Annotated in this window: 17 protein-coding genes and 1 pseudogene; 9 read left to right on the forward strand and 9 right to left on the reverse strand. The window is 73.6% G+C overall.

Annotated elements, in window-relative coordinates:
• Positions 1-186: 186 nt before the first annotated feature.
• The 3 genes from ACIQF6_RS21155 (at position 187) to ACIQF6_RS21165 (ending at position 3085) form a co-directional block, all read left to right on the forward strand.
• On the forward strand, positions 187-579 hold the full coding sequence (locus ACIQF6_RS21155) for a DUF302 domain-containing protein (RefSeq protein ID WP_400897153.1): 393 nt from the start codon (positions 187-189) through the stop codon (positions 577-579).
• A gap of 140 nt (positions 580-719) precedes the next feature.
• Positions 720-2888, forward strand: coding sequence for an MMPL family transporter (locus tag ACIQF6_RS21160; RefSeq protein ID WP_400897155.1), 2169 nt, complete (start codon positions 720-722; stop codon positions 2886-2888).
• A gap of 29 nt (positions 2889-2917) precedes the next feature.
• Positions 2918-3085 carry a hypothetical protein gene (locus tag ACIQF6_RS21165; RefSeq protein ID WP_198953479.1) on the forward strand — a complete coding sequence of 56 codons (168 nt, stop codon included), beginning with the start codon at positions 2918-2920 and terminating at the stop codon, positions 3083-3085.
• A 786-nt stretch (positions 3086-3871) separates the two neighbouring features.
• Here the strand turns inward: ACIQF6_RS21165 and ACIQF6_RS21170 are convergent.
• The 3 genes and pseudogenes from ACIQF6_RS21170 to ACIQF6_RS21180 all read right to left on the reverse strand — a co-directional run.
• Positions 3872-4540 (reverse strand): endonuclease, encoded by a 669-nt coding sequence (locus ACIQF6_RS21170; protein ID WP_400897158.1) that lies wholly within the window; start codon positions 4538-4540, stop codon positions 3872-3874.
• Between the two features lie 175 nt (positions 4541-4715).
• Positions 4716-5408: an HAD family hydrolase gene (locus tag ACIQF6_RS21175; protein WP_400897160.1), complete on the reverse strand. Its 693-nt coding sequence runs from the start codon at positions 5406-5408 to the stop codon at positions 4716-4718.
• Positions 5409-5838: 430 nt separating this feature from the next.
• Positions 5839-6744 (reverse strand): annotated as a pseudogene (locus ACIQF6_RS21180) (ADP-ribosylglycohydrolase family protein); the annotation flags it as partial.
• 759 nt (positions 6745-7503) lie between these two features.
• Here ACIQF6_RS21180 and ACIQF6_RS21185 point away from each other — a divergent pair.
• Together ACIQF6_RS21185 and ACIQF6_RS21190 are read left to right on the forward strand one after the other, a co-directional pair.
• A complete protein-coding gene (locus tag ACIQF6_RS21185; protein ID WP_400897162.1) occupies positions 7504-8295 on the forward strand; it encodes a phytanoyl-CoA dioxygenase family protein in 792 nt (263 codons plus the stop codon).
• Positions 8296-8412: 117 nt separating this feature from the next.
• Positions 8413-8619, forward strand: a complete 207-nt coding sequence (locus ACIQF6_RS21190; RefSeq protein ID WP_400897164.1) for a hypothetical protein — start codon at positions 8413-8415, stop codon at positions 8617-8619.
• A 4-nt stretch (positions 8620-8623) separates the two neighbouring features.
• Here the strand turns inward: ACIQF6_RS21190 and ACIQF6_RS21195 are convergent, their stop codons facing one another.
• The gene (locus tag ACIQF6_RS21195) at positions 8624-9370 is read right to left on the reverse strand and encodes an SOS response-associated peptidase (protein ID WP_400897166.1); all 747 of its coding nucleotides are present in this window, start codon (positions 9368-9370) and stop codon (positions 8624-8626) included.
• Between the two features lie 60 nt (positions 9371-9430).
• The gene (locus tag ACIQF6_RS21200; RefSeq protein ID WP_400897168.1) at positions 9431-10402 is read right to left on the reverse strand and encodes an aldo/keto reductase; all 972 of its coding nucleotides are present in this window, start codon (positions 10400-10402) and stop codon (positions 9431-9433) included.
• A gap of 113 nt (positions 10403-10515) precedes the next feature.
• On the opposite strand from ACIQF6_RS21200, the gene ACIQF6_RS21205 reads away from it, so the two are divergent.
• A complete protein-coding gene (locus ACIQF6_RS21205; protein WP_400897170.1) occupies positions 10516-11199 on the forward strand; it encodes a (2Fe-2S)-binding protein in 684 nt (227 codons plus the stop codon).
• A 439-nt stretch (positions 11200-11638) separates the two neighbouring features.
• Here ACIQF6_RS21205 and ACIQF6_RS21210 read toward each other — a convergent pair whose 3' ends face one another.
• The gene (locus tag ACIQF6_RS21210) at positions 11639-12433 is read right to left on the reverse strand and encodes a helical backbone metal receptor (RefSeq protein WP_400897172.1); all 795 of its coding nucleotides are present in this window, start codon (positions 12431-12433) and stop codon (positions 11639-11641) included.
• 235 nt (positions 12434-12668) lie between these two features.
• On the opposite strand from ACIQF6_RS21210, the gene ACIQF6_RS21215 reads away from it, so the two are divergent.
• The 3 genes from ACIQF6_RS21215 to ACIQF6_RS21225 all read left to right on the forward strand — a co-directional run bounded on the left by ACIQF6_RS21215 (position 12669) and on the right by ACIQF6_RS21225 (position 15326).
• Positions 12669-13175 carry a hypothetical protein gene (locus tag ACIQF6_RS21215; RefSeq protein WP_400897174.1) on the forward strand — a complete coding sequence of 169 codons (507 nt, stop codon included), beginning with the start codon at positions 12669-12671 and terminating at the stop codon, positions 13173-13175.
• Positions 13176-13414: 239 nt separating this feature from the next.
• Complete coding sequence (locus ACIQF6_RS21220) at positions 13415-14686, forward strand: RICIN domain-containing protein (protein WP_400897176.1); 1272 nt, start codon at positions 13415-13417, stop codon at positions 14684-14686.
• Between the two features lie 31 nt (positions 14687-14717).
• Positions 14718-15326, forward strand: coding sequence for a hypothetical protein (locus tag ACIQF6_RS21225; RefSeq protein ID WP_400897178.1), 609 nt, complete (start codon positions 14718-14720; stop codon positions 15324-15326).
• Between the two features lie 74 nt (positions 15327-15400).
• On the opposite strand, the gene ACIQF6_RS21230 is transcribed toward ACIQF6_RS21225, so the two are convergent.
• From ACIQF6_RS21230 to ACIQF6_RS21240, 3 genes are read right to left on the reverse strand one after another with little or no spacing between them, the layout of a single operon-like run.
• On the reverse strand, positions 15401-16285 hold the full coding sequence (locus ACIQF6_RS21230; RefSeq protein WP_400897180.1) for an ABC transporter permease: 885 nt from the start codon (positions 16283-16285) through the stop codon (positions 15401-15403).
• Positions 16245-17093: an ABC transporter ATP-binding protein gene (locus ACIQF6_RS21235; protein WP_400897182.1), complete on the reverse strand. Its 849-nt coding sequence runs from the start codon at positions 17091-17093 to the stop codon at positions 16245-16247. The genes ACIQF6_RS21230 and ACIQF6_RS21235 overlap by 41 nt, the downstream gene beginning before the upstream one ends.
• Positions 17090-17530, reverse strand: coding sequence for a MarR family winged helix-turn-helix transcriptional regulator (locus tag ACIQF6_RS21240; RefSeq protein ID WP_400897184.1), 441 nt, complete (start codon positions 17528-17530; stop codon positions 17090-17092). The genes ACIQF6_RS21235 and ACIQF6_RS21240 overlap by 4 nt, the downstream gene beginning before the upstream one ends.
• Between the last annotated feature and the right edge of the window lie 3 nt (positions 17531-17533).

The following is a 17533-nucleotide window of genomic DNA, read 5'->3' on the forward strand; positions in this document are numbered from 1 at the left end:
GCGGAGGCGCCCGGCGTGCCGGTACGACGACGGCCGCGAGGCCGCTGAGACGCACGTCACCCGGCGCGCCCGGGAATGCGCCTCCCACCGGCCAGGTTGCATCCGACGTACGCTGAAATACCCATGGGGGTATCGAAGCGCCACAACACGGACAAACCGCGGCATCGACCAGAGAGGCTCGGCGACATGACCGACGACTACACCGCCACCCTGACCGGCATCCCGTTCGCGGACGCGGCCGGCCGGGTCCGCGCCGCCCTCGCCGAGCAGGGCTTCGGCATCCTCACCGAGATCGACATGGCGGCCACCCTGCGCGCCAAGCTCGGCGTCGAGGTGGAGGACTACCTGGTCCTCGGCGCCTGCAACCCGCCGATCGCGTACCGCGCGCTGGAGGTGGACCGCCGGGTCGGCCTGCTGCTGCCGTGCAACGTGGTGCTGCGCGCGGTGGACGGCGGCATCCTGGTCGAGGCCATGGACCCGCAGCTGATGGTGCAGGTCACCGGCCGTCCCGAGCTCGGCGGGGCGGCCGACGACGCCGCCGCCCGACTGCGCGCCGCACTGGCCGCGCTGAAGGCCTGACCTTCGCCTCGCGGCAGGGGGCACCCCCACGCCCCCTGCCTCCCTCGCATTCGCACCCTGGCCCCCGCCTGCCTCCGCATATACCCCCCTAGGTATTACCCTTGGGTCGGCGGACCCCCGCCCGCTTGGAGAGAGAACCTGTGAACCGCTCCGCCCCCGCGCCGGCCGCCTCCGCGCCCCCGGCCGTCGCCCCGCCCCGGGACGGGCTGCTCGGCCGCCTCGGCGTCTGGTCCGTCGCCCACTTCAAGACCGTCCTGCTCGGCTGGCTGGTCGTGGTGATCGGCCTCGGCGCCTTCGCCCCGCAGGTCACCTCCGCGCTCTCCGGCGCGGGCTGGCAGGCCAACGGCTCGGACTCGGTGAAGGTCCGCACCCTCGCCGAGGAGCACTTCGCGGGCAACGCCTCCTCCGCCATCCAGATCGTGGTGCACGCCGACCGCCCGGTCACCGACCCCGGCGTGCAGCAGGTGGTCGACCGCGCCACCGCACTGGCCGCCGCCGACTCCCGGATCTCCACCGTCGTCCCGCCGCAGCCCGGCGCGACCGTCAGCCCCGACGGCCGCACCGCCGTGCTGCTGGCCGGCGCCAACGCCTCCCCCGACGACATGGTGCGCGCCGCCGACGACCTGAAGGAGCCGCTGCGCGAGCTCTCCGGCGACGGCGTCGACGTCACCGCGACCGGCGCGTCCGTGCTGTGGAGCGACTTCAACACCGCCAACCACGACGCGATGATGAAGTCCGAGATCATGTCCTGGCCGGTCACCCTGGCCATCCTGGTGCTGGCGTTCGGCTCGCTGGTCGCCGCCGGGCTGCCGCTGCTGCTCACCATGGCGGGCCTCGCCGCCTCGGCCGGCTCGCTGGTGCTGATCAGCCACCTGTTCCCGGTCTCCATCTGGGCGATGAACTTCGCCATGATGTTCGCCCTCGCCCTCGGCATCGACTACGCGCTGTTCCTGGTCGTCCGGTTCCGCGCCGCCCGCGCCGCGGCCAAGCAGCCCGGCGACAGTTCACGGGCGGTCGCCGAGACCATGGACACCGCCGGCAAGGCCGTGCTGCTCTCCGGCGCCACCGTGCTGGTCAGCCTGTCCGCCGTGATGCTGGTCCCGTCCCCCGCGTTCCGCTCGATGGCCGGCGGCATCATGCTGGCCGTGCTGTTCGTGCTGGGCGCCACCCTGACCCTGCTGCCCGCCGTCCTCGGCAGGCTCGGCCACCGCATCGACTCCGTGTCGCTGCCCTGGGCCAAGCGCGAGGCGCAGACCTCGCCGCGGTTCCAGGCCTGGGGCGAGCGCCTGTGGAAGCAGCCGCTGCGCTGGGGCGCGCTCGCCCTGGTCGCGCTGCTGGCGCTGGCCGCGCCGGTGATCGGCCTGCGCACCGCGATGCCGTCCATCAACGTGCTGCCCGACGACGCCAGCGCCCGGGCCGGCTACACCGCCGTCCAGCAGGCGTTCGGCGACGGCGCCCCCGGCACCCTGCAGATCCTCACCCCCACCGACCAGGCCGCGGCCACCGCGCAGACCGTCGCCGCCGCCCCCGGGATCGCCGGCGTGATGCCCGCGATGCCCGCCGCCGACGGCGCGAACTGGTCGATGATCCAGGCCGTCCCGTCCGTCGACCCGTCCGACCCGCAGCTCGGCCACACCGTGAACACGCTGCGCGCCGAACTGCCCGACCACACCCTGGTCGGCGGCGCGTCGGTGGAGAACCTCGACCTCCAGCACCTGCTGACCGAGAAGACCCCGCTGGTGATCGGCGTCGTCATGGCACTCGGCTTCGTCCTGCTGCTGTTCGCGCTGCGCGCCCCGCTGATCGCGGCGCTCGGCACCGCGGCCAGCCTGCTGTCCACCGGCGCGGCGTTCGGCGTCGCCCGACTGGTCTTCCAGGACGGCCACGGCTCCGGGCTCCTCGGCTTCACCCCGCAGGGCTTCCTGGACGGCTGGGCGCCGGTGTTCTTCTTCGCGATGATCTTCGCGATCGCGATGGACTACACCGTCTTCCTGCTGGCCTCCGCGAAGGAGCAGTACGAGCGCACCGGCGACCCCCGCAAGGCGATGGTCGGCGCCCTCGCCCACTCCGGCCGGGTGATCTTCGCGGCCGCCGCCGTGATGGTCGCGGTGTTCTTCACCTTCGCCATCTCCGGCCCGCTGCCGCCCAAGGAGATGGGCATCGTCCTCGGCGTCGCCGTCCTGCTGGACGCCGCGCTGGTCCGCCTGGTGCTGCTCCCCGTCCTGCTCCGCCTGACCGGCCGCGCCGCCTGGCACACCCCCCGCTGGCTCGACCGCGTCCTCCCGAACATCCCCTTCTCCCACTCCTGACACCCCCTCCCCCGAAAGGACCCACCCCCATGTGCCGTCGCACCACCTGCAAGACCTGCAACAAGCCCTCCTACGCCGGCTGCGGCATGCACGTCGAGCAGGTCCTCGCCGGAATCCCCAAGTCCCAGCGCTGCTCCTGCACCGCCGCCGACAAGGCCGCCTCCGGCTCCTGGCTCAGCCGCATCTTCGGCCGCTGAGCCGCATCCCCGGCCACTGAGCCGGCCGGACCGCGCCCCCGCCCACCGTCAGGGCGGGGGCGCTAGGCGTTTCTCCGAACCCGCGTCGGGCTCGCCGGTCTCACCCCGGCGCTGCCCGCAGCCTCCGAGAGGACCACCGGGTCGACGACGACCCGCCACCCTAGTTCCCACCGGCGCCCCAGCGGTTGGCCAGAGTCCGCTGCTACGTGTGCGCAGGCGCGACGAGGGGGACGTCGTGGCCGGCCGGGGTGGACCGTCGGAGAGGAACGAACGGCCGGGTCCGAGAAGTGTCCGCAGTGCGGGGAGACAGGCAGCACTCTCCGAGCGCGCCAGGCGTACGAGGGTGATCCACCCGCGCTCGAGGTGGCCCCGCCGCCCCCGCCGCCGGTGACCGAGACCGCCACGGCCGCGCCCCGTTGGAACCCCGCCGCGCCCGCCGTACCGGCGCACGACTTCCCGCTGACGGTCGCCACGATGGCCGAGCGGGCGTACGGGCCGGCCTGACGACCGGCGGGCCACTCCCAACTGGGACGGCAGAGCCCGGAGTTCGACCGAGGTCGGTGCTGTGGCGCCCCCGGAGAGTGCCCGCGACTCCTGTTGACGGACCGTCATGCCACTGCCCGCCCCGGACGAACGGCCGGCGGCCCCGGGCCGGGTCACGGCCGGCGGTGAGCGGCCGTCGGCCGCGACGAGGAGTGCGAGGCCCACCTGGAGGCCATGGACCGGCTCGGCGCCCCGGCTGCGGCTCCCGCCGGGTCGCGTCCGGCGAGATCCGCAGCGGAGGGCCTACACGGGCGCGGCCTCCGTACTGCCGGGGGTGGCGGCCAGGACGCGGTCGGCCATGGCGGGGTCGAGGGCGACGCGGACCAGGGCGTCGGCGAGCCGGTGGAGGTCGGCCGGGGCGATCAGGCCGGCGAGTTCGGTGGGATCGGTGGGGAGGCCGAGGCGTTCGGCGCCGACGGTGGCGCGGGGGTCGAGGGCGGGACGCAGGTGGGGCCAGACCGCCTGGGCCTCGCGGCAGAACGCGGCGGCGCCGGCCGGGCCGATGCCGGGGAAGCGTTGCAGCAGGGCGCGGGTGCGTTCGGGACGGCCCTGGGATGCGGCGGCGAGTCTGCGCAGGTCGCCGCCGTATTCGCCCTGGGCGAGCCGGGCGCATTCGCCGAGCCTGGTGGCGGTGCCGTCGGCGAAGTGCTGGTAGCGGCCGGCGATCAGCGCGTCCTTGCGCTGCTGCCAGTCGAGTTCGAGGGTGCCTGCGGGGGTGCCGGCACCGGCGGCGACCAGGGAGGCCGTACCGGTGACGGCGATCTCGGCCTGGATGCGGGCCGAGACCAGATTGCTGAGCATCAGCAGTTGCCACAGTTCGGCGGGGCGGTCGGCAATGTCGATGCCGGCCTGTTCGGCGTAGGTGGTTCCCGCGTCCGCCACCAGCACCGCCACTCGTTGTCGCGCGTCCATACCGGCCTTCCTGGGTCCCTTCGCTGACGAACCGTCAGCCCTCCGGCCCGACGGTACGCGGAGGGGGGCCCGGGCGGCCCGGAGGCACGCCGCGCAGGGTTCAGCCGAGGAGGGTTCAGCCGCGCGGCGTTCAGCCGCGCACGGTTCAGCCGCGCAGGGTTCAGCCGAGGAGGGTTCAGCCGAGGAGCGGGGCGACCTCGGCGAGCGTGCGCACCCGGGGCACCTCGGCGGCGACGTCGGTGGGCTCGCGCTCCAGCCAGATGCCGAGCAGTCCGGCCTCGGTGGCGGCCTGCGCGTCCACGTCCAACCGGTCGCCGACGTACGCGGCACGTCCGGGGGCGACGCCGAGGGTGCGGCAGGCCAGGTGGAAGATCGCCGGGTCGGGCTTGGCGCAGCCCGCCTCGCCGGAGGCGGTGGTGTGCGCGGCCAACTCGCCGAGGCCGACGGTGCGCAGCTTGTCGCGCTGTATGTCGCCCTCGCCGTTGGTGATCACGCCCAGCTGCCACCCGGCCCCCAACTCGCGGATGGCGCGCGGCACTTCGGGGAACGCCCGCCAGGAGCGCCGGTACCTGCGCAGGTAGCCGGCGAACCACGCGTCGGCCCGTTCGTCGGACCACTCCCCCAGCCCGAGGTGCCGGGCCAGGCCGAGCGCGCGGGCCCGGCGCTGCTGCTGCACCGTCAGCTCGCCGGCCAGGTAGCGGTCGTACTCGCGGCGCTCCAAGTCCCGCCAGAAGTGCAGCAGCCCGTCGCGGTCCAGCGACCGTCCGGGGAGTTCGGCCGCCGCGCCGGCCAGCACGGCGGCCTCGGCGGCCCCGTCGTGGTCCAGCAGGGTTCCGTCGAGGTCGAACAGCACCACCTCGATGCGCATCCGCCCCTCCTCAGCCGTTCTGCCTGCACCGTCACCCTATCCGGCGCGACGACGGACCGTCACCAGGGCTCTGCTGTCAGCCCCCGGGGCGGCCTTCCAACTCCATGACGATGCCGAGCAGGGCGGCGGACCAGCCCGCGCCGTTCCAGTGGGCCGGGTGCGTCTCGACCTCGACGGTGACGGCCCGTTGGCCGCTGCCGGCCGGGACGACGCCGATGGCGGCGACCTCCTCCCCGGAGACGGCCCGGTACAGGTGCAGAACGCCCTCCTCGGCGCGGGCGCCCCAGCGTGCGGCCCGGTGGCCGGCCCGGTAGCGGTTCCACTGCTCCTCGGTGAAGTGCAGGCCCTGCGGGACGCCGAAGGGCCGGGGCAGTCGCATCCGGTTGAGGTGCGGCAGCAGCGCGGGGACACTGCCGGGGACGGGGAACGCCCAGGCGGGCAGCGGTTCACGGGCGTCCAGCCAGGCTGCGGGGATGCCCACGGTGCCGGTGCGGGCGGCCACCACGCCACCGGTGATCGCGGCGACGGTGTCCATGTCACCACCGGCGCCGATCGCCGCCCGGACGGCCGTCGGGTAGTCGTCGAGCCAACGGGCGGCGCACCAGAGCGCGAACGGGACGGTGTCGACGGCGCTGGTGCGACTGCCGTTGCCGAGCACCGCCGCGGCCTCGCGGGCGTCGGAGCGGTCGAGCAGCTGCCGGGCCCGGTGCAGGGCTTCGCGGACCCGGCCGAACGGGGTGAGATCGGCGACGTCGGCGAGGAAGCGGTGCGGCGTACGCGGCTCGGTACGGCAACGCGCCGCCAGGGCAGCGGCGACGGCCACCGCGATCGCGCCGTCCACCGCGTACGGGTGCGTGTGGGTGATCACGGCGGTGTCGGCGGCCGGACGGACCACGGCGGCCGGGTCGTCGGCGTACGCGGCACCAAGCGGGGCCACCCGCATGGCCGCGCCATTGCCGAACGAGCCCTGGCCGTCGAAGAGTTCGGCGGCCAGCCGGCGGGCGTCGCCACCCTCCCGGATCAGCCGCAGCAGGCGATTCGCGGCGGGCCCGTAGCCCCGGTCGAAGTCGTGGCGGTACGCGAAGGCGTGGGTGAGGTCGTAGCTGTCGATGGCACCGCGTTCGGTCTGTGCGGCGTACACCGAGCAGGCCATCTCGGTGTCGTCGGTCCACGCCCAGGGGCCGGGCGGGACGGTGCCGGCGCCGAGGTGGGCGCGGGCGGTGGCAGGGACGAAGAACTGAGCACCGAGGGCGTCACCGACGGACAGACCCTGAAGGGCATCGAACGCGGCTCCTGAGTGCAGAGCAGGCGGAGCGGGCGTGGTGGGCGTGGTCATATGGGCCCCACCGAAGCGCGCGGCCTGCAACTCCGTCAAGCCCGCAGGCCACGATCCGCCGAACCCACCCCACGCCGGTCCCGGCAAGCCCGCAAGGCAATCCGCTGACCCCGCGCCACTCCAGCAAGCCCGCAGGGCAATCCACTGGCCCCGCGCCGCCCAGGCAAGCCCGCAGAGCGATCCGCCGAACCCGCGCCGGCCCGGCCGGTCGGCAGACTAATCCGTCAGGCCCACGACACTCCGGCCGGTCGGCAGAGCGATCCGCTGAGCCCGCGCCACCCAGGCAAGCCCGCAGGGCAATCCACTGAGCCCCGCGCCGGCCCGGCCCGGCCGGTCAGCAACCGATCCGTCGGCCCACGACACTCCGGCCGGGCGGCAGGGCAATCCACTGAGCCCGCGCCGCCCCAGCAAGCCCGCAGGGCAACCCACTGACCCCTCCCCGCCGAGGCAAGCCCGCAGGGCAATCCACCGAACCCACCCCACCCCGACCGATCAGCAGACCGATCCGTCGGCCCACCACACTCCGGCCGGGCGGCAGGGCAATCCACTGAGCCCGCGCCGCCCCAGCAAGCCCGCAGGGCAACCCACTGACCCCTCTCCGCCGAGGCAAGCCCGCAGGGCAAGCCAGCGAACCCACCCCACCCCCGGCCGGGCGGCCTTCTGGCGACTCCTTCGAGCCGGTCTCGGGCCGTCAAGTCCCCTCCGGTGGACGGAAATTCGCTTGCCGGTGTCGCGGAGCTGCGCCAAGAATCCGTCCCCATGAGTACTGTTCTGTCCCCGCAGCAGGTCGAGGGTTTTGTCACGGACGGCTTCGTCCGGGTGGAGGGCGCGTTCTCGCCCGAACTGGCGGCCGAGTGCCGGGAGTTCCTCTGGAAGGAGATGGGGCTCGACCCGGACGACCCGGCGGGCTGGACGCGGCCGGTGGTGCGGCTGGGCGGGTACGGGCAGGAGCCGTTCCGGCGGGCCGCGACCTCCGGGCGGCTGCACGGGGCGTTCGACCAGTTGGTCGGCGAGGGCCGCTGGCGGCCGCAGCCGTGGCTGTCCAGTTTCGCGATCCGCTTCCCGCATCCGGACGACCCGGGTGACGTCGGCTGGCACCTGGACGCGAGCTTCACCCAGGAGGGCGAGCAGGGTCTGTGGCTCAACCTGGCCTCGCGCGGGCGGGCGCTGCTGATGCTGTTCCTGTTCTCCGACGTGGACGAGGCGAACGCGCCGACCCGGATCAAGGTCGGCTCGCACCTGGACGTGCCACGGCAGTTGGAGCCGTCCGGCGAGCCGGGCGCGGAGTTCTTCTCGTTCTGCGCCGAGCTCGACCGGGCCGGGCTGCTGGACCGCCCCGAGCGGGAGACCGCACTGGCCACCGGCCGGGCGGGCGACGTGTACCTGTGCCACCCGTTCCTGATCCACTCCGCCCAGCCGCACCACGGCACCGTGCCGCGCTTCCTCGCCCAGCCGCCGCTGCTGCCGACCGGCGATCTGGTGCTGGAGCGCGCCGACGGGGCGTACTCGCCGGTGGAGCGCGCCGTCCGACTCGGCCTGGGGCGTGCGTGAGCCTCCTCATCGGCTGAAATCCCGCCCTGCCACCGCAAACTGCCCCCGCATCGCCCGCCGCTGCCCCCCGCCTGCGATGATCGGGCCGTTCAGGCGTGTTCGGGGAAGGTGGAGCCCATGATCGGCGCGGTGCTGGTGGTCCTGCTGCTGCTCACGGTCGGCGGCTGCGGCTGCGTGGTGTGGTCGGAGCGCGGCGGGCCGGGCTGGGCCCGGGTGGTGGCGCGGGCGACGGTCGGCCTCGGCGGGGCGGTTCGGCGGGCCGCGCGCCGTCGCCGGATCCAGGAACGTCGCCTCACCGGCTCGGGCGACACGGGCGGCGACTGACGCGTCACCGGTCGGCGATGCCCAGCGGATCGGGGGCGTCGGCGAGCAGCCGGGGGCCGTTCTCGGCGACCCGGTTGACGGCGGTCGGCACCGCGCGGACCAGGATGTCGCCGTCCGCGGGGCGGTGCAGCAGGTGGTGCAGGTCGGCCCGGTCGCTGTGCGCCGGATCGAGCCAACTGTCCAGGTCCTGGCGGGGGATGGTGAGCGGCATCCGGTCGTGCACCCGCCCCGCGCTGTCGGTGGCGTCGGTGGTCAGGATGGTCGCCGTCGCCAGCCACGCCGCCGGATCGTCCTCGGGCAGGCTCGCGTCCCGCCAGAACTCGTACAGCCCGGCCATCAGCATCAGTTCGCCGGTGCTCAGGAAGTACGGCTGCTTGTACGCCTTGCGGCCGTCGCCGGCCGGGACGGGCCGCCACTCGTAGTAGCCGTCGGCGGGGATCACGCAGCGCCGGGCGGCGAACGCCTTGCGGAAGGACGGCTTCTGGTCGACGGTCTCCGAGCGGGCGTTGATCAGCCGGGCCGCGCCGGACCGGTCCTTCGCCCAGGACGGCACCAGGCCCCAGCGCAGGGTGCGCAGTTGGCGGACCACCTCGCCGGTGTCGTGGTCGACCCGTTCCAAGACTGCGTGGATCGGGTCGGTCGGCGCGACGTTCCAGCTGGGCGCGAGCGCCTCGGTGGGGTTCCAGCGCGCGACGTCGAGCAGGGCGACCAGGTCACCGGGCTCGGTGGTGGAGACGAAGCGACCGCACATGCGCCCCACCCTGCCACCGAACCCCGACAACCGCACGCACCGACGCAGGGCCCGGGAGCCTCAGGAGTAGAAGTTCCGGTCCCAGCGGTGTCCGGCCAGCACCTTCAACTCGCGCTCGCCGAGCGGCACTCCGTCACCGACGGCGGCGTTGCGCTCGACGTTGCGCACCGAGCGCATGCCGGGGATCACGGTGGACACGGCGGGCTCGCTCAGCACGAACCGCAGCGCCGCCTCAGCCAGCCCGTCCGCCTCGATGCCCAGGTCGGCGGTGATCGCCGCGGCCCGGCGCTCCACCTCGGCCAGCCGGTCACCGCGGAAGTAGCGCTGCCGGAAGTCGCCGTCCGGGAACACCGTGTCGGCGGTCAGCCGGCCGGTCAGTCCGCCCTCGTCCAGGGCGACCCGGACGATCACCCCGACGCCGTGCTCCCGGCAGGCCGGGAACAGCTCGTCCAGCGGCGACTGGTCGAAGACGTTGAAGATCACCTGCACCGCATCCACCGCGCCGCTGCGCACCAACTCGACGGCACTGTGCGGTTCGTGGTCGTTGATCGAGACGCCGAACAGGCCGATCAGGCCCTCCTCCTTCAGCTCGGTGACGGTCTCCAGCCAGTCGCCGCGACCCAGCCACTCGTCGTGCCAGACGTGGAACTGCACCAGGTCGAACCGCTCCAGCCCGCTCGCCCGCAGCGAGGTCTGCACGCTCTCCCGGATGTGCGCGCCCGGAAACGTCTCGGCCGGGTCCACCCCCGGACGGGCCGGCCACTGCCGGTTCAACGGCGGCACCTTGGTGGCCACCCGCACCTGCTGGCCGGCCGCGGCGCGCTCCCGCACCACCCGACCCACCAGCCGCTCGCTCTCGCCGTACCCGCGGGCGGTGTCGATGAAGTTCACTCCCAGGTCGATCGCCCGGTGCAGCGCCGCCAGCGACTCGTCCTCCTGCGCCCCGATCCAGCCCGACGCACCGATCCCCCACGCCCCGAAGCCGACCTCCGACACCTCGACCCCGCTGCGCCCCAACTGCCGGTTCCGCATTCGCCGTTCCTCCTCGCAGTGCCGGTGATCCGTCAGCTGGCGACGATAGGCGGCCGGGCCGCCGGAAGCCAGCGAAATCCGATAGCCCGGGGGTCGCGGCTACACTCCGCGCCATGACCGTCCTTCCTCCGCTGTCCGCCCTGGGCCCGTACTTCGCGACCCTTGCCGGCGACCCGCCCGCCGGGTTCCGGCCGCTGCGCGAACTGTCCGCCCCGGACGGCCCGTTGGCAGGCCGGATCGCCGAGGTGGCACGGGTGCTGGGCACGGACGAGGCCCGGGTCGCCGCCTCCACCGCCCACCTGGGCCTGGCCGCACGCCTCTGGTCGGTGGCCCTCGGCACGGCCGTCACCACCGGCCGGCTGCCCGACCTGGACGGCGCCCGGTTCGCCCTCCCGCCGCAGGGCCCGTTCGACCTGTGGCTGCCCACCGAGGCCCCCGGCCCGGAGGCGTCACCGGCCGCACTGCACACGCTCGTGATGGACCGCCACCTGCACCCCCTGGGCGACGCCGTCCGCGCCCTCACCCCCCTCGCCACCGGCCTGTTGGCGGGCAACGCCGCATCCGCGCTGATCGGCGCCGCCCGCCAGCTCGCCGCCGTCCCCCCACTGCGCACGCCCGCCGCCACCCTGGCCCGCGCCCTCCTCGCCTTCCCCGACCTGGCCCCCACCGGCACCCCCACCCCTCCGGGCCACCCCCTCGCCTTCCGCCGCACCTCCTGCTGCCTCTACTACCGCACCCCCTCGGGCGGCCTGTGCGGCGACTGCGTGTTCACCCGGCCGCCGAAGCCCCGCCACTGACCAGGAGCATCGGGGGGCAGCGAGCCGGGTTCGACACCCCATCGGGCGACTTACGCGGCGAGCACGCAGCCACCCCGCCCCCGAAACCCCGCCACCGAAGCCCCGCCACCGAAACCCCGCCACCGAAGCCCCGCCACCGACCAGGAACGTCGGGGGCAGCGAGCCGAGTTCGGCCCACCGACGGGGCGCTCGGAACCGGCCTGCTCACCGGGACCGCCAGCCGCCCGAATCACCGCCGGCCCCGATCCCTCACCAACCCACCCGAACCACCGCCGGCCCCGATCCCTCACCAACCCACCCGCGCATGGCCGCGGCCGGCCTCGGGCCGAGGGGCACGGCCCGCAGCTGCCTCCGCGACGAGCGTGCCGATCCGCTCGGCGCTCGGCTGCGGTGCTCATCGGCACCGTTCGTCCGACAGTCGGCACAGCCGGCCGGATCTCTACATCACCGGCCCGCCGCTCCTCCGCTCGCCGAGCTGTCCGGCGAGGACGGCGGGCGCCTCGGCCAGCGAGGGCCCGTACCAGGTGAGGTGGCGGCCGCTGAGCAGGGCGTACGGGAGGCCGGGGAACGCCTCCGGGCCGTCGGCGGCGGTGAAGCGGTACGGCTCGTCGGGGAGTGCCAGCAACTCGGCGTCCGCGGCCAGCAGTTCGGGGAGCGGGACACGGGGGTACCGGCCCGGGTGACCGGCCGTGACGACGGTGACGCCGAGCCGCCGCAGCAGGTCGGCGGCGAAGGTGTCCGCGCCGAGCACCATCCACGGCCGCCGCCAGATCGGCGCCACCGCCCGCACCTGCGCCGCCGGGGCCGGCACCCTCCCCCATGCCGCTCGCGCCGACAACAGCCAATCGGGCTCCGTCAGTTGGCACGCGTCGACCAGCAGCCGGCGCAGCGAGTCGAGCGCCTGGTCGAGGTTCCGGATCCGGGTCGTCCACACCGCCGCACCGGCCGCTCGCAGGGCGTCGAGGTCGGGGGCACGGTTCTCCTCCTCGTTGACGATCACCAGGTCGGGACGGAGCGTGACAATCCGTTCCACGTCCGGGTTCTTGGTGCCGCCGATCCGGGGTGCGTCCAGGTCGGCGGGGTGGGTGCACCAGTCGGTGGCGCCGACCAGCAGGCCGGGTGCGGAGGCAGCCACCGCTTCGGTGAGCGAGGGGACCAGCGAGACCACTCGGCGAACCTCCCCGAGCCGCACCGGGAACCCCTCGTCGTCCGTCAACTGCCGTGTCGCACGCATGAACACCACGGTACCCGCCGCCGTCCGAGGGTCACCCGGTCGGGGCGCGGCGGCCCCGTCGCACGCCCCTGCCAGAGCCAATCAGACGTACACGTATTTCTGCCTCCGCTCTCGCCGCGCGGCTCCTGGACAGCTGACCTAGCGTGGGTCTCGCCCCGGTCGGACGGGGTTTCTGCAGGTGGGCGCCCCCTGTCAGCCAATCACTCTCAGTCACATTCAGTGAAAGTGGATAGACATGGCATTCGGAAAGATGCTCAGCGCCATCGGTGTCGCCTCGGCCCTCGCCGTCACCGCCTTCGGTTCGGTCGGTTCCACCGCGTTCGCGGCGGACACGGCGGCCAAGCCCGCGGCCCAGACCGCCGCCCAGCCGGCTGCCCAGCCGGCGAACCAGGCCGCCCCCGCGACCACGACCACCCCGGTGGTCTCCGCGGCGGAGAACCCGGCGGCCGCCAACGAGGTCCAGACCCCGGCACTGGCGATGGCGCAGCCGACCAACCTCCCGTCCGTGCACTCGGACGGGACGGCCCAGGGCATCGCACCGCTCGACCTGGTGTGCGGGAACTTCTCGTTCAACGGGCCGAGCTTCACCGAAACCTGTAACGGCCCGCTCTGGCGGCCCTTCGTCGACTGCACCGACGGCAACCGCTACGTGTCCACGGTCGACTTCTCCGGCCTGTTCCGCGTACGCCTGACCTGCCCGGTCGGCGACGCGTGGCGCGGCGGCGCCTACGACCTGTCGTAAGCACCGCGCGGTGAACCAGGCCGCCGACCCTGTCCATCGGGGTCGGCGGCCTGATCCTTGCGCCCGCTCCCCGCACGGAAGTTGACGTCACGTCATGTCACTGGGCGGATCGGGCGCGGCATGGAATTCGCGCGCCCGGCCCGATGCCCGGGCCCGCACCCCTCCGGCCGGTTCCCACCACCCTCCCCACTCGGCTCGCCGACGACCCCTCACATCACAGCTACAGAAAGGAACTTCGAGTGTCTCTCTCATCGACGGCGCGGCGCTGCGGCGCTGCCGTGGCGGCTTCGGCGCTGCTGCTGCTCACCCCGACGCCGGCATCGGCTGTCGCCTTCGGCCCCGGCGGGAACGTGGGCCTCGACTGGTCGCTCCCGAACGCTCCCTCCGGCGGGCTGACCAACGTCACCTTCCCGATGGCCGTCAATCCGGCGAGCGAGCAGGTCGGGCTCTACTTCGCCCAGCAGTTCGACTTCGCCAACAAGCTGGGCGGCTACACGGGCCTGCAGCCCCAGCCGACCGAAGGAGACCGGCAGCCGTTCCGGGCCCTCTTCTCCGTGTTCGCCCCCGGCAAGGGGGGTACCCCGGGGCCCACGTCCAGCGACGACCCCAACTGCAAGCCGGGCGCCGACGCCGGTGCCGGGCAGTCCTGCGCCGTCTTCTTCGACGCCAAGTACGGACACACCTACAACCTCACGGTGAAGCGGACCCAGAGCACCTCCGACAAGGACACCTGGTCCGGCGACCTCTACGACTCCGCCGACACCCAGCACGTCCTGGCCCACATCGGCAGATGGACGCTGCCGAGCGGCCTGCTCAACCCCTCGCAGGGCGGGTTCGTCGAGTACTTCCGAGCCGACCAGAGCGCGCCCTGCACACAGAACACGGTCTCCGACGTCTACTTCGGCGGCCCCAGCAGCACGGACGCGGGCGGTCTGTCCGGCATCGTCAAGAATGTCCACGAGTACGGCGTCTGCGAGGGACATTCCAACTACGCCAGTGCGCCCATGGGTTCGGGCCAGCACATCGTTCGCGGCTTCACCACCACCAGCCCTTTCAAGGGCGCAGCCTCCGGTCTCTGCCTGGACGCCCCCGGCAACGGCCAGGGCACGCAGCTGGACATCGCGGCCTGTGACGGCTCGGCCAAGCAGACCTGGACGTTCCAGCCGGACTCGCCGACTGTCGCCGGCCCCCCGGTGCCGACCACCCCGCTCAGCCCCGAGAACGTGATCCGGGGCTTCCTTCAGTCGGGGCTGACGGACAGCTCCGGCAACCACCTGTGCCTGGACGACAACTCCCAGACCGACCCGGGCGGCAAGGTGATCGTCTGGGACTGCGCCTCCGACAACGCCAACCAGCAGTGGCTGCTCCAGTCCGACGGCAGCATCCGCAGCACGACGTCGGGCCTGTGCATCGACGTCGCCGACAAATCGACCGGCAGCGGCAGCCTGCTCGTCCAGCAGTCCTGCAACGGCAGCACCAGCCAGACCTGGGTCCGGGGAGCCAACCCGTGATCCCGAACCTCGTCACGAACGGAGCCACCTGATGGAACGTCGGATCGGCATCGCCGTCACCGCCCTCGCCGCCACCGCGGCCGCCCTCCTCCCGGCGGCCGCGACCGCCGCCACCACGACCGCCGCCACCACGACTTCCGGACGTCCGGCGGCGCAGCCCGCCGCCGCGCCGAACCCGGACTTCACCGTCCGGTGCTTCACCACCACGGCCGGTATCCAGCAGGCCGAGAGCTGGGTGTTCGTCCCCGCACCCTCCACGGCGGGCCGAACCGTCACGGCCACCCACCGGACCAGCTACCGCGGTTGCGCCGGCAGCGCGCACAGCACCGTGAACCAGAACACGCCCGTCCAGTGGACGGCGAGTTGCACGGACCCGTTCCCGACGTCGACCACCGAGACCATCACCTACGTCTGGGACTCCGGCGACACCACCACCGTCGTGTTCGACAAGGTGAGGACGAGCAAGGACGCCGGCGGCAACGTGATCCGGTTCCGGACCGACAGCACGGGCAAGGTCACGGCCGGCAGCGGCGTCGGCAAGGCCGTCACCCGCAGCACCCTGTTCGACCCGGTCGGCTCCGGCTGCAACCAGGACCGGACCGAGGTGTTCGGCAACGCCAGCCAGTTCACCATCGGCTGACGCCCCGGCCCGTTCCGCCCGCTCCGGCCCGCCGCGCATGCGCAGCGGCGGGTGCCGACGGGTTCCGACGGGCGTCAGCGGGCCAGTCGGCCGAGCAGGCCGGACGCGGCGGCGATGCCGGCGACGGTGGCCAGCGCCAGGACGCCGAAGTCCAGCGGCAGGTGGGACGGGGTGCCGATGAGCAGGCCGCGCAGCGCGTCGACCTGGTAGCTCAGCGGGTTGGCCTTGCTGACGGCCTGCAGCCAGCCCGGCATCAGGTCGACGGGGTAGAGCGCGTTGGAGCCGAAGAACAGCGGCATGGTGATGGCCTGGCCGATGCCCATCAGCCGGTCCCGGGTGAGCACGATCCCGGCGATGGTCATCGACAGGCAGGAGAAGAACGCCGAGCCGAGGATCACCACCACGACGACGCCCAGCAGCCGCAGCGGATTCGCGGTCATGCCGACGCCGAGCACGGCGGCCAGCACCACCACCACGGCGGCCTGGATGACCGCCTTGACCCCGGCGGCGAACGCCTTCCCGGTGACCAGTGCGGCCCGCGGGGTGGGGGTGACCAGCAGTTTGGTGAGCACCCCGGAGTCCCGCTCCCAGATGATCATGATGCCGTAGAAGATCGCGATGAACATCGCGGACTGGGCGATGATCCCGGGCGCCAGGTAGTCCAGGTACGGGATGCCGCCGGTCGGGATGGCCTTCAGCCGGGTGAAGGTCTCGCCGAAGATCAGCAGCCAGAGCGCCGGCTGGACGGCCCGGGTGTACAGCTCCGTCTGGTCGTGCCGGAGCTTCTGGAGCTCGACGGTGCACATCGCGAGCACCCGGGCGGGCACCACCCGCCAGCCGGAGCGGGCCCGCGGGGGCACCAGCAGCAGCCCGAAGTCCGGTGCGGCCGAGGATTCGGTCGACGGTCCGGCCGGCGGTTCAGCCGACGCGGCTTGCGGTACGGCGGGTACGGCGGACATCTCCGAAGTCTCCTTCCTTGGCGTCGGTCAGCGTGCGGCCCGAGAAGTGTCGGAACACGTCGTCCAGGGTGGGTTCGGTCTGCGCCGGGTCCTCGGTGCGGACCCGGGCCTTCAGCTCGTCGGGGGTGCCGAGGGCGCGAATCCGGCCGCGGTCCATCAGGGCGACCCGGTCGCAGTGCCGGTCCGCCTCGTCCATGTAGTGGGTGGTGACGAGGACCGTCATGCCGGTGGCGCGGCGCACCGCGTCCACCCGGTCCCAGACGCCCGCCCGGGCGATCGGGTCGAGGCCGATGGTCGGCTCGTCCAATACCAGCAGCCGGGGGGCGCTGACCAGCGCCTGGGCGAGTTCGAGGCGGCGCACCATGCCGCCGGAGTAGGTGGAGACCATCCGGTCGGCGGCGTCGGTCAGGTCGACGGCGGCCAGCGCCTGGGCGACCCGTTCGGCCCGTTCGGCGCGGGAGACGTCGAAGACCCGGGCGAACAGTGCGACGTTCTCCCGGCCGGTCAGGCCGGCGTCGGCGGACAGCTGCTGGGGCACGTAGCCGAGCAGGCGGCGCACCGCGATGGGGTCGGTGGCGCAGTCGTGGCCGAACACGGCGACCATGCCGCGCTCGGTGGGCAGCAGGGTGGTGATGGACCGGATGGTGGTGGTCTTGCCCGCGCCGTTCGGCCCGAGCAGCCCGAACACCTCGCCGGCCTGCACCGTCAGGTCGACGGCGTCCACCGCCCTGGTGCCGCTCTTCTTCTTCCGGCCGCGCTCGAAGGTGTACGTCAACTCGCGGCATTCGACGGCCACTTGCTCGTTCATGGCGCACTCCTTCGGAGGCCGGCGGCGATCGTGCGCAGCGCGGGCATCGCCTGGGTCAGCGCGGCCCGCTGGTCGGCGGGCAGCTCGGCCAGCACCTCGCCGACCAGGGCGGTGCGCCGGGCCCGCCAGTCGGCCAGCCTGCGGGCGGCCTCGTCGGTGGCGTACAGCAGCGCGGCGCGGCGGTCGGCCGGGTCGGTCTCCCGGCGCAGCATTCCCTGGCCGACCAATTGGTTGACCAGGGTGGAGACCGAGTTTCCGGCCAGGAACAGTTCCTCGGCGGCGTCCGAGACCCGCAGGCCCGGGCTGTCGTGGACCAGCCGCAGCAGTTCGACCTGGGCGCCGCGCAGCGGCGGGCCGTCCAGGCCGGAGCGCAGGCGGCGGCGGATCAGCCGCTGGATGCCGACCAGGAGTGCGGAGAACTCCTCGGTGTCGTTCACACT

The sequence above is a fragment of the Kitasatospora sp. NPDC092948 genome (assembly GCF_044754805.1).
Classification (GTDB): Bacteria; Actinomycetota; Actinomycetes; order Streptomycetales; family Streptomycetaceae; genus Kitasatospora.

Excerpts from the sequence above, each read along its gene's own strand:
- ACIQF6_RS21155 (WP_400897153.1), top strand. The coding sequence starts at position 187 with ATGACCGACGACTACACCGCCACCCTGACCGGCATCCCGTTCGCGGAC.
- ACIQF6_RS21165 (WP_198953479.1), top strand. The coding sequence starts at position 2,918 with ATGTGCCGTCGCACCACCTGCAAGACCTGCAACAAGCCCTCCTACGCC.
- ACIQF6_RS21170 (WP_400897158.1), bottom strand. The coding sequence starts at position 4,540 with ATGGACGCGCGACAACGAGTGGCGGTGCTGGTGGCGGACGCGGGAACC.
- ACIQF6_RS21175 (WP_400897160.1), bottom strand. The coding sequence starts at position 5,408 with ATGCGCATCGAGGTGGTGCTGTTCGACCTCGACGGAACCCTGCTGGAC.
- ACIQF6_RS21185 (WP_400897162.1), top strand. The coding sequence starts at position 7,504 with ATGAGTACTGTTCTGTCCCCGCAGCAGGTCGAGGGTTTTGTCACGGAC.
- ACIQF6_RS21190 (WP_400897164.1), top strand. The coding sequence starts at position 8,413 with ATGATCGGCGCGGTGCTGGTGGTCCTGCTGCTGCTCACGGTCGGCGGC.
- ACIQF6_RS21195 (WP_400897166.1), bottom strand. The coding sequence starts at position 9,370 with ATGTGCGGTCGCTTCGTCTCCACCACCGAGCCCGGTGACCTGGTCGCC.
- ACIQF6_RS21200 (WP_400897168.1), bottom strand. The coding sequence starts at position 10,402 with ATGCGGAACCGGCAGTTGGGGCGCAGCGGGGTCGAGGTGTCGGAGGTC.
- ACIQF6_RS21205 (WP_400897170.1), top strand. The coding sequence starts at position 10,516 with ATGACCGTCCTTCCTCCGCTGTCCGCCCTGGGCCCGTACTTCGCGACC.
- ACIQF6_RS21210 (WP_400897172.1), bottom strand. The coding sequence starts at position 12,433 with ATGCGTGCGACACGGCAGTTGACGGACGACGAGGGGTTCCCGGTGCGG.
- ACIQF6_RS21215 (WP_400897174.1), top strand. The coding sequence starts at position 12,669 with ATGGCATTCGGAAAGATGCTCAGCGCCATCGGTGTCGCCTCGGCCCTC.
- ACIQF6_RS21225 (WP_400897178.1), top strand. The coding sequence starts at position 14,718 with ATGGAACGTCGGATCGGCATCGCCGTCACCGCCCTCGCCGCCACCGCG.
- ACIQF6_RS21230 (WP_400897180.1), bottom strand. The coding sequence starts at position 16,285 with ATGTCCGCCGTACCCGCCGTACCGCAAGCCGCGTCGGCTGAACCGCCG.
- ACIQF6_RS21235 (WP_400897182.1), bottom strand. The coding sequence starts at position 17,093 with ATGAACGAGCAAGTGGCCGTCGAATGCCGCGAGTTGACGTACACCTTC.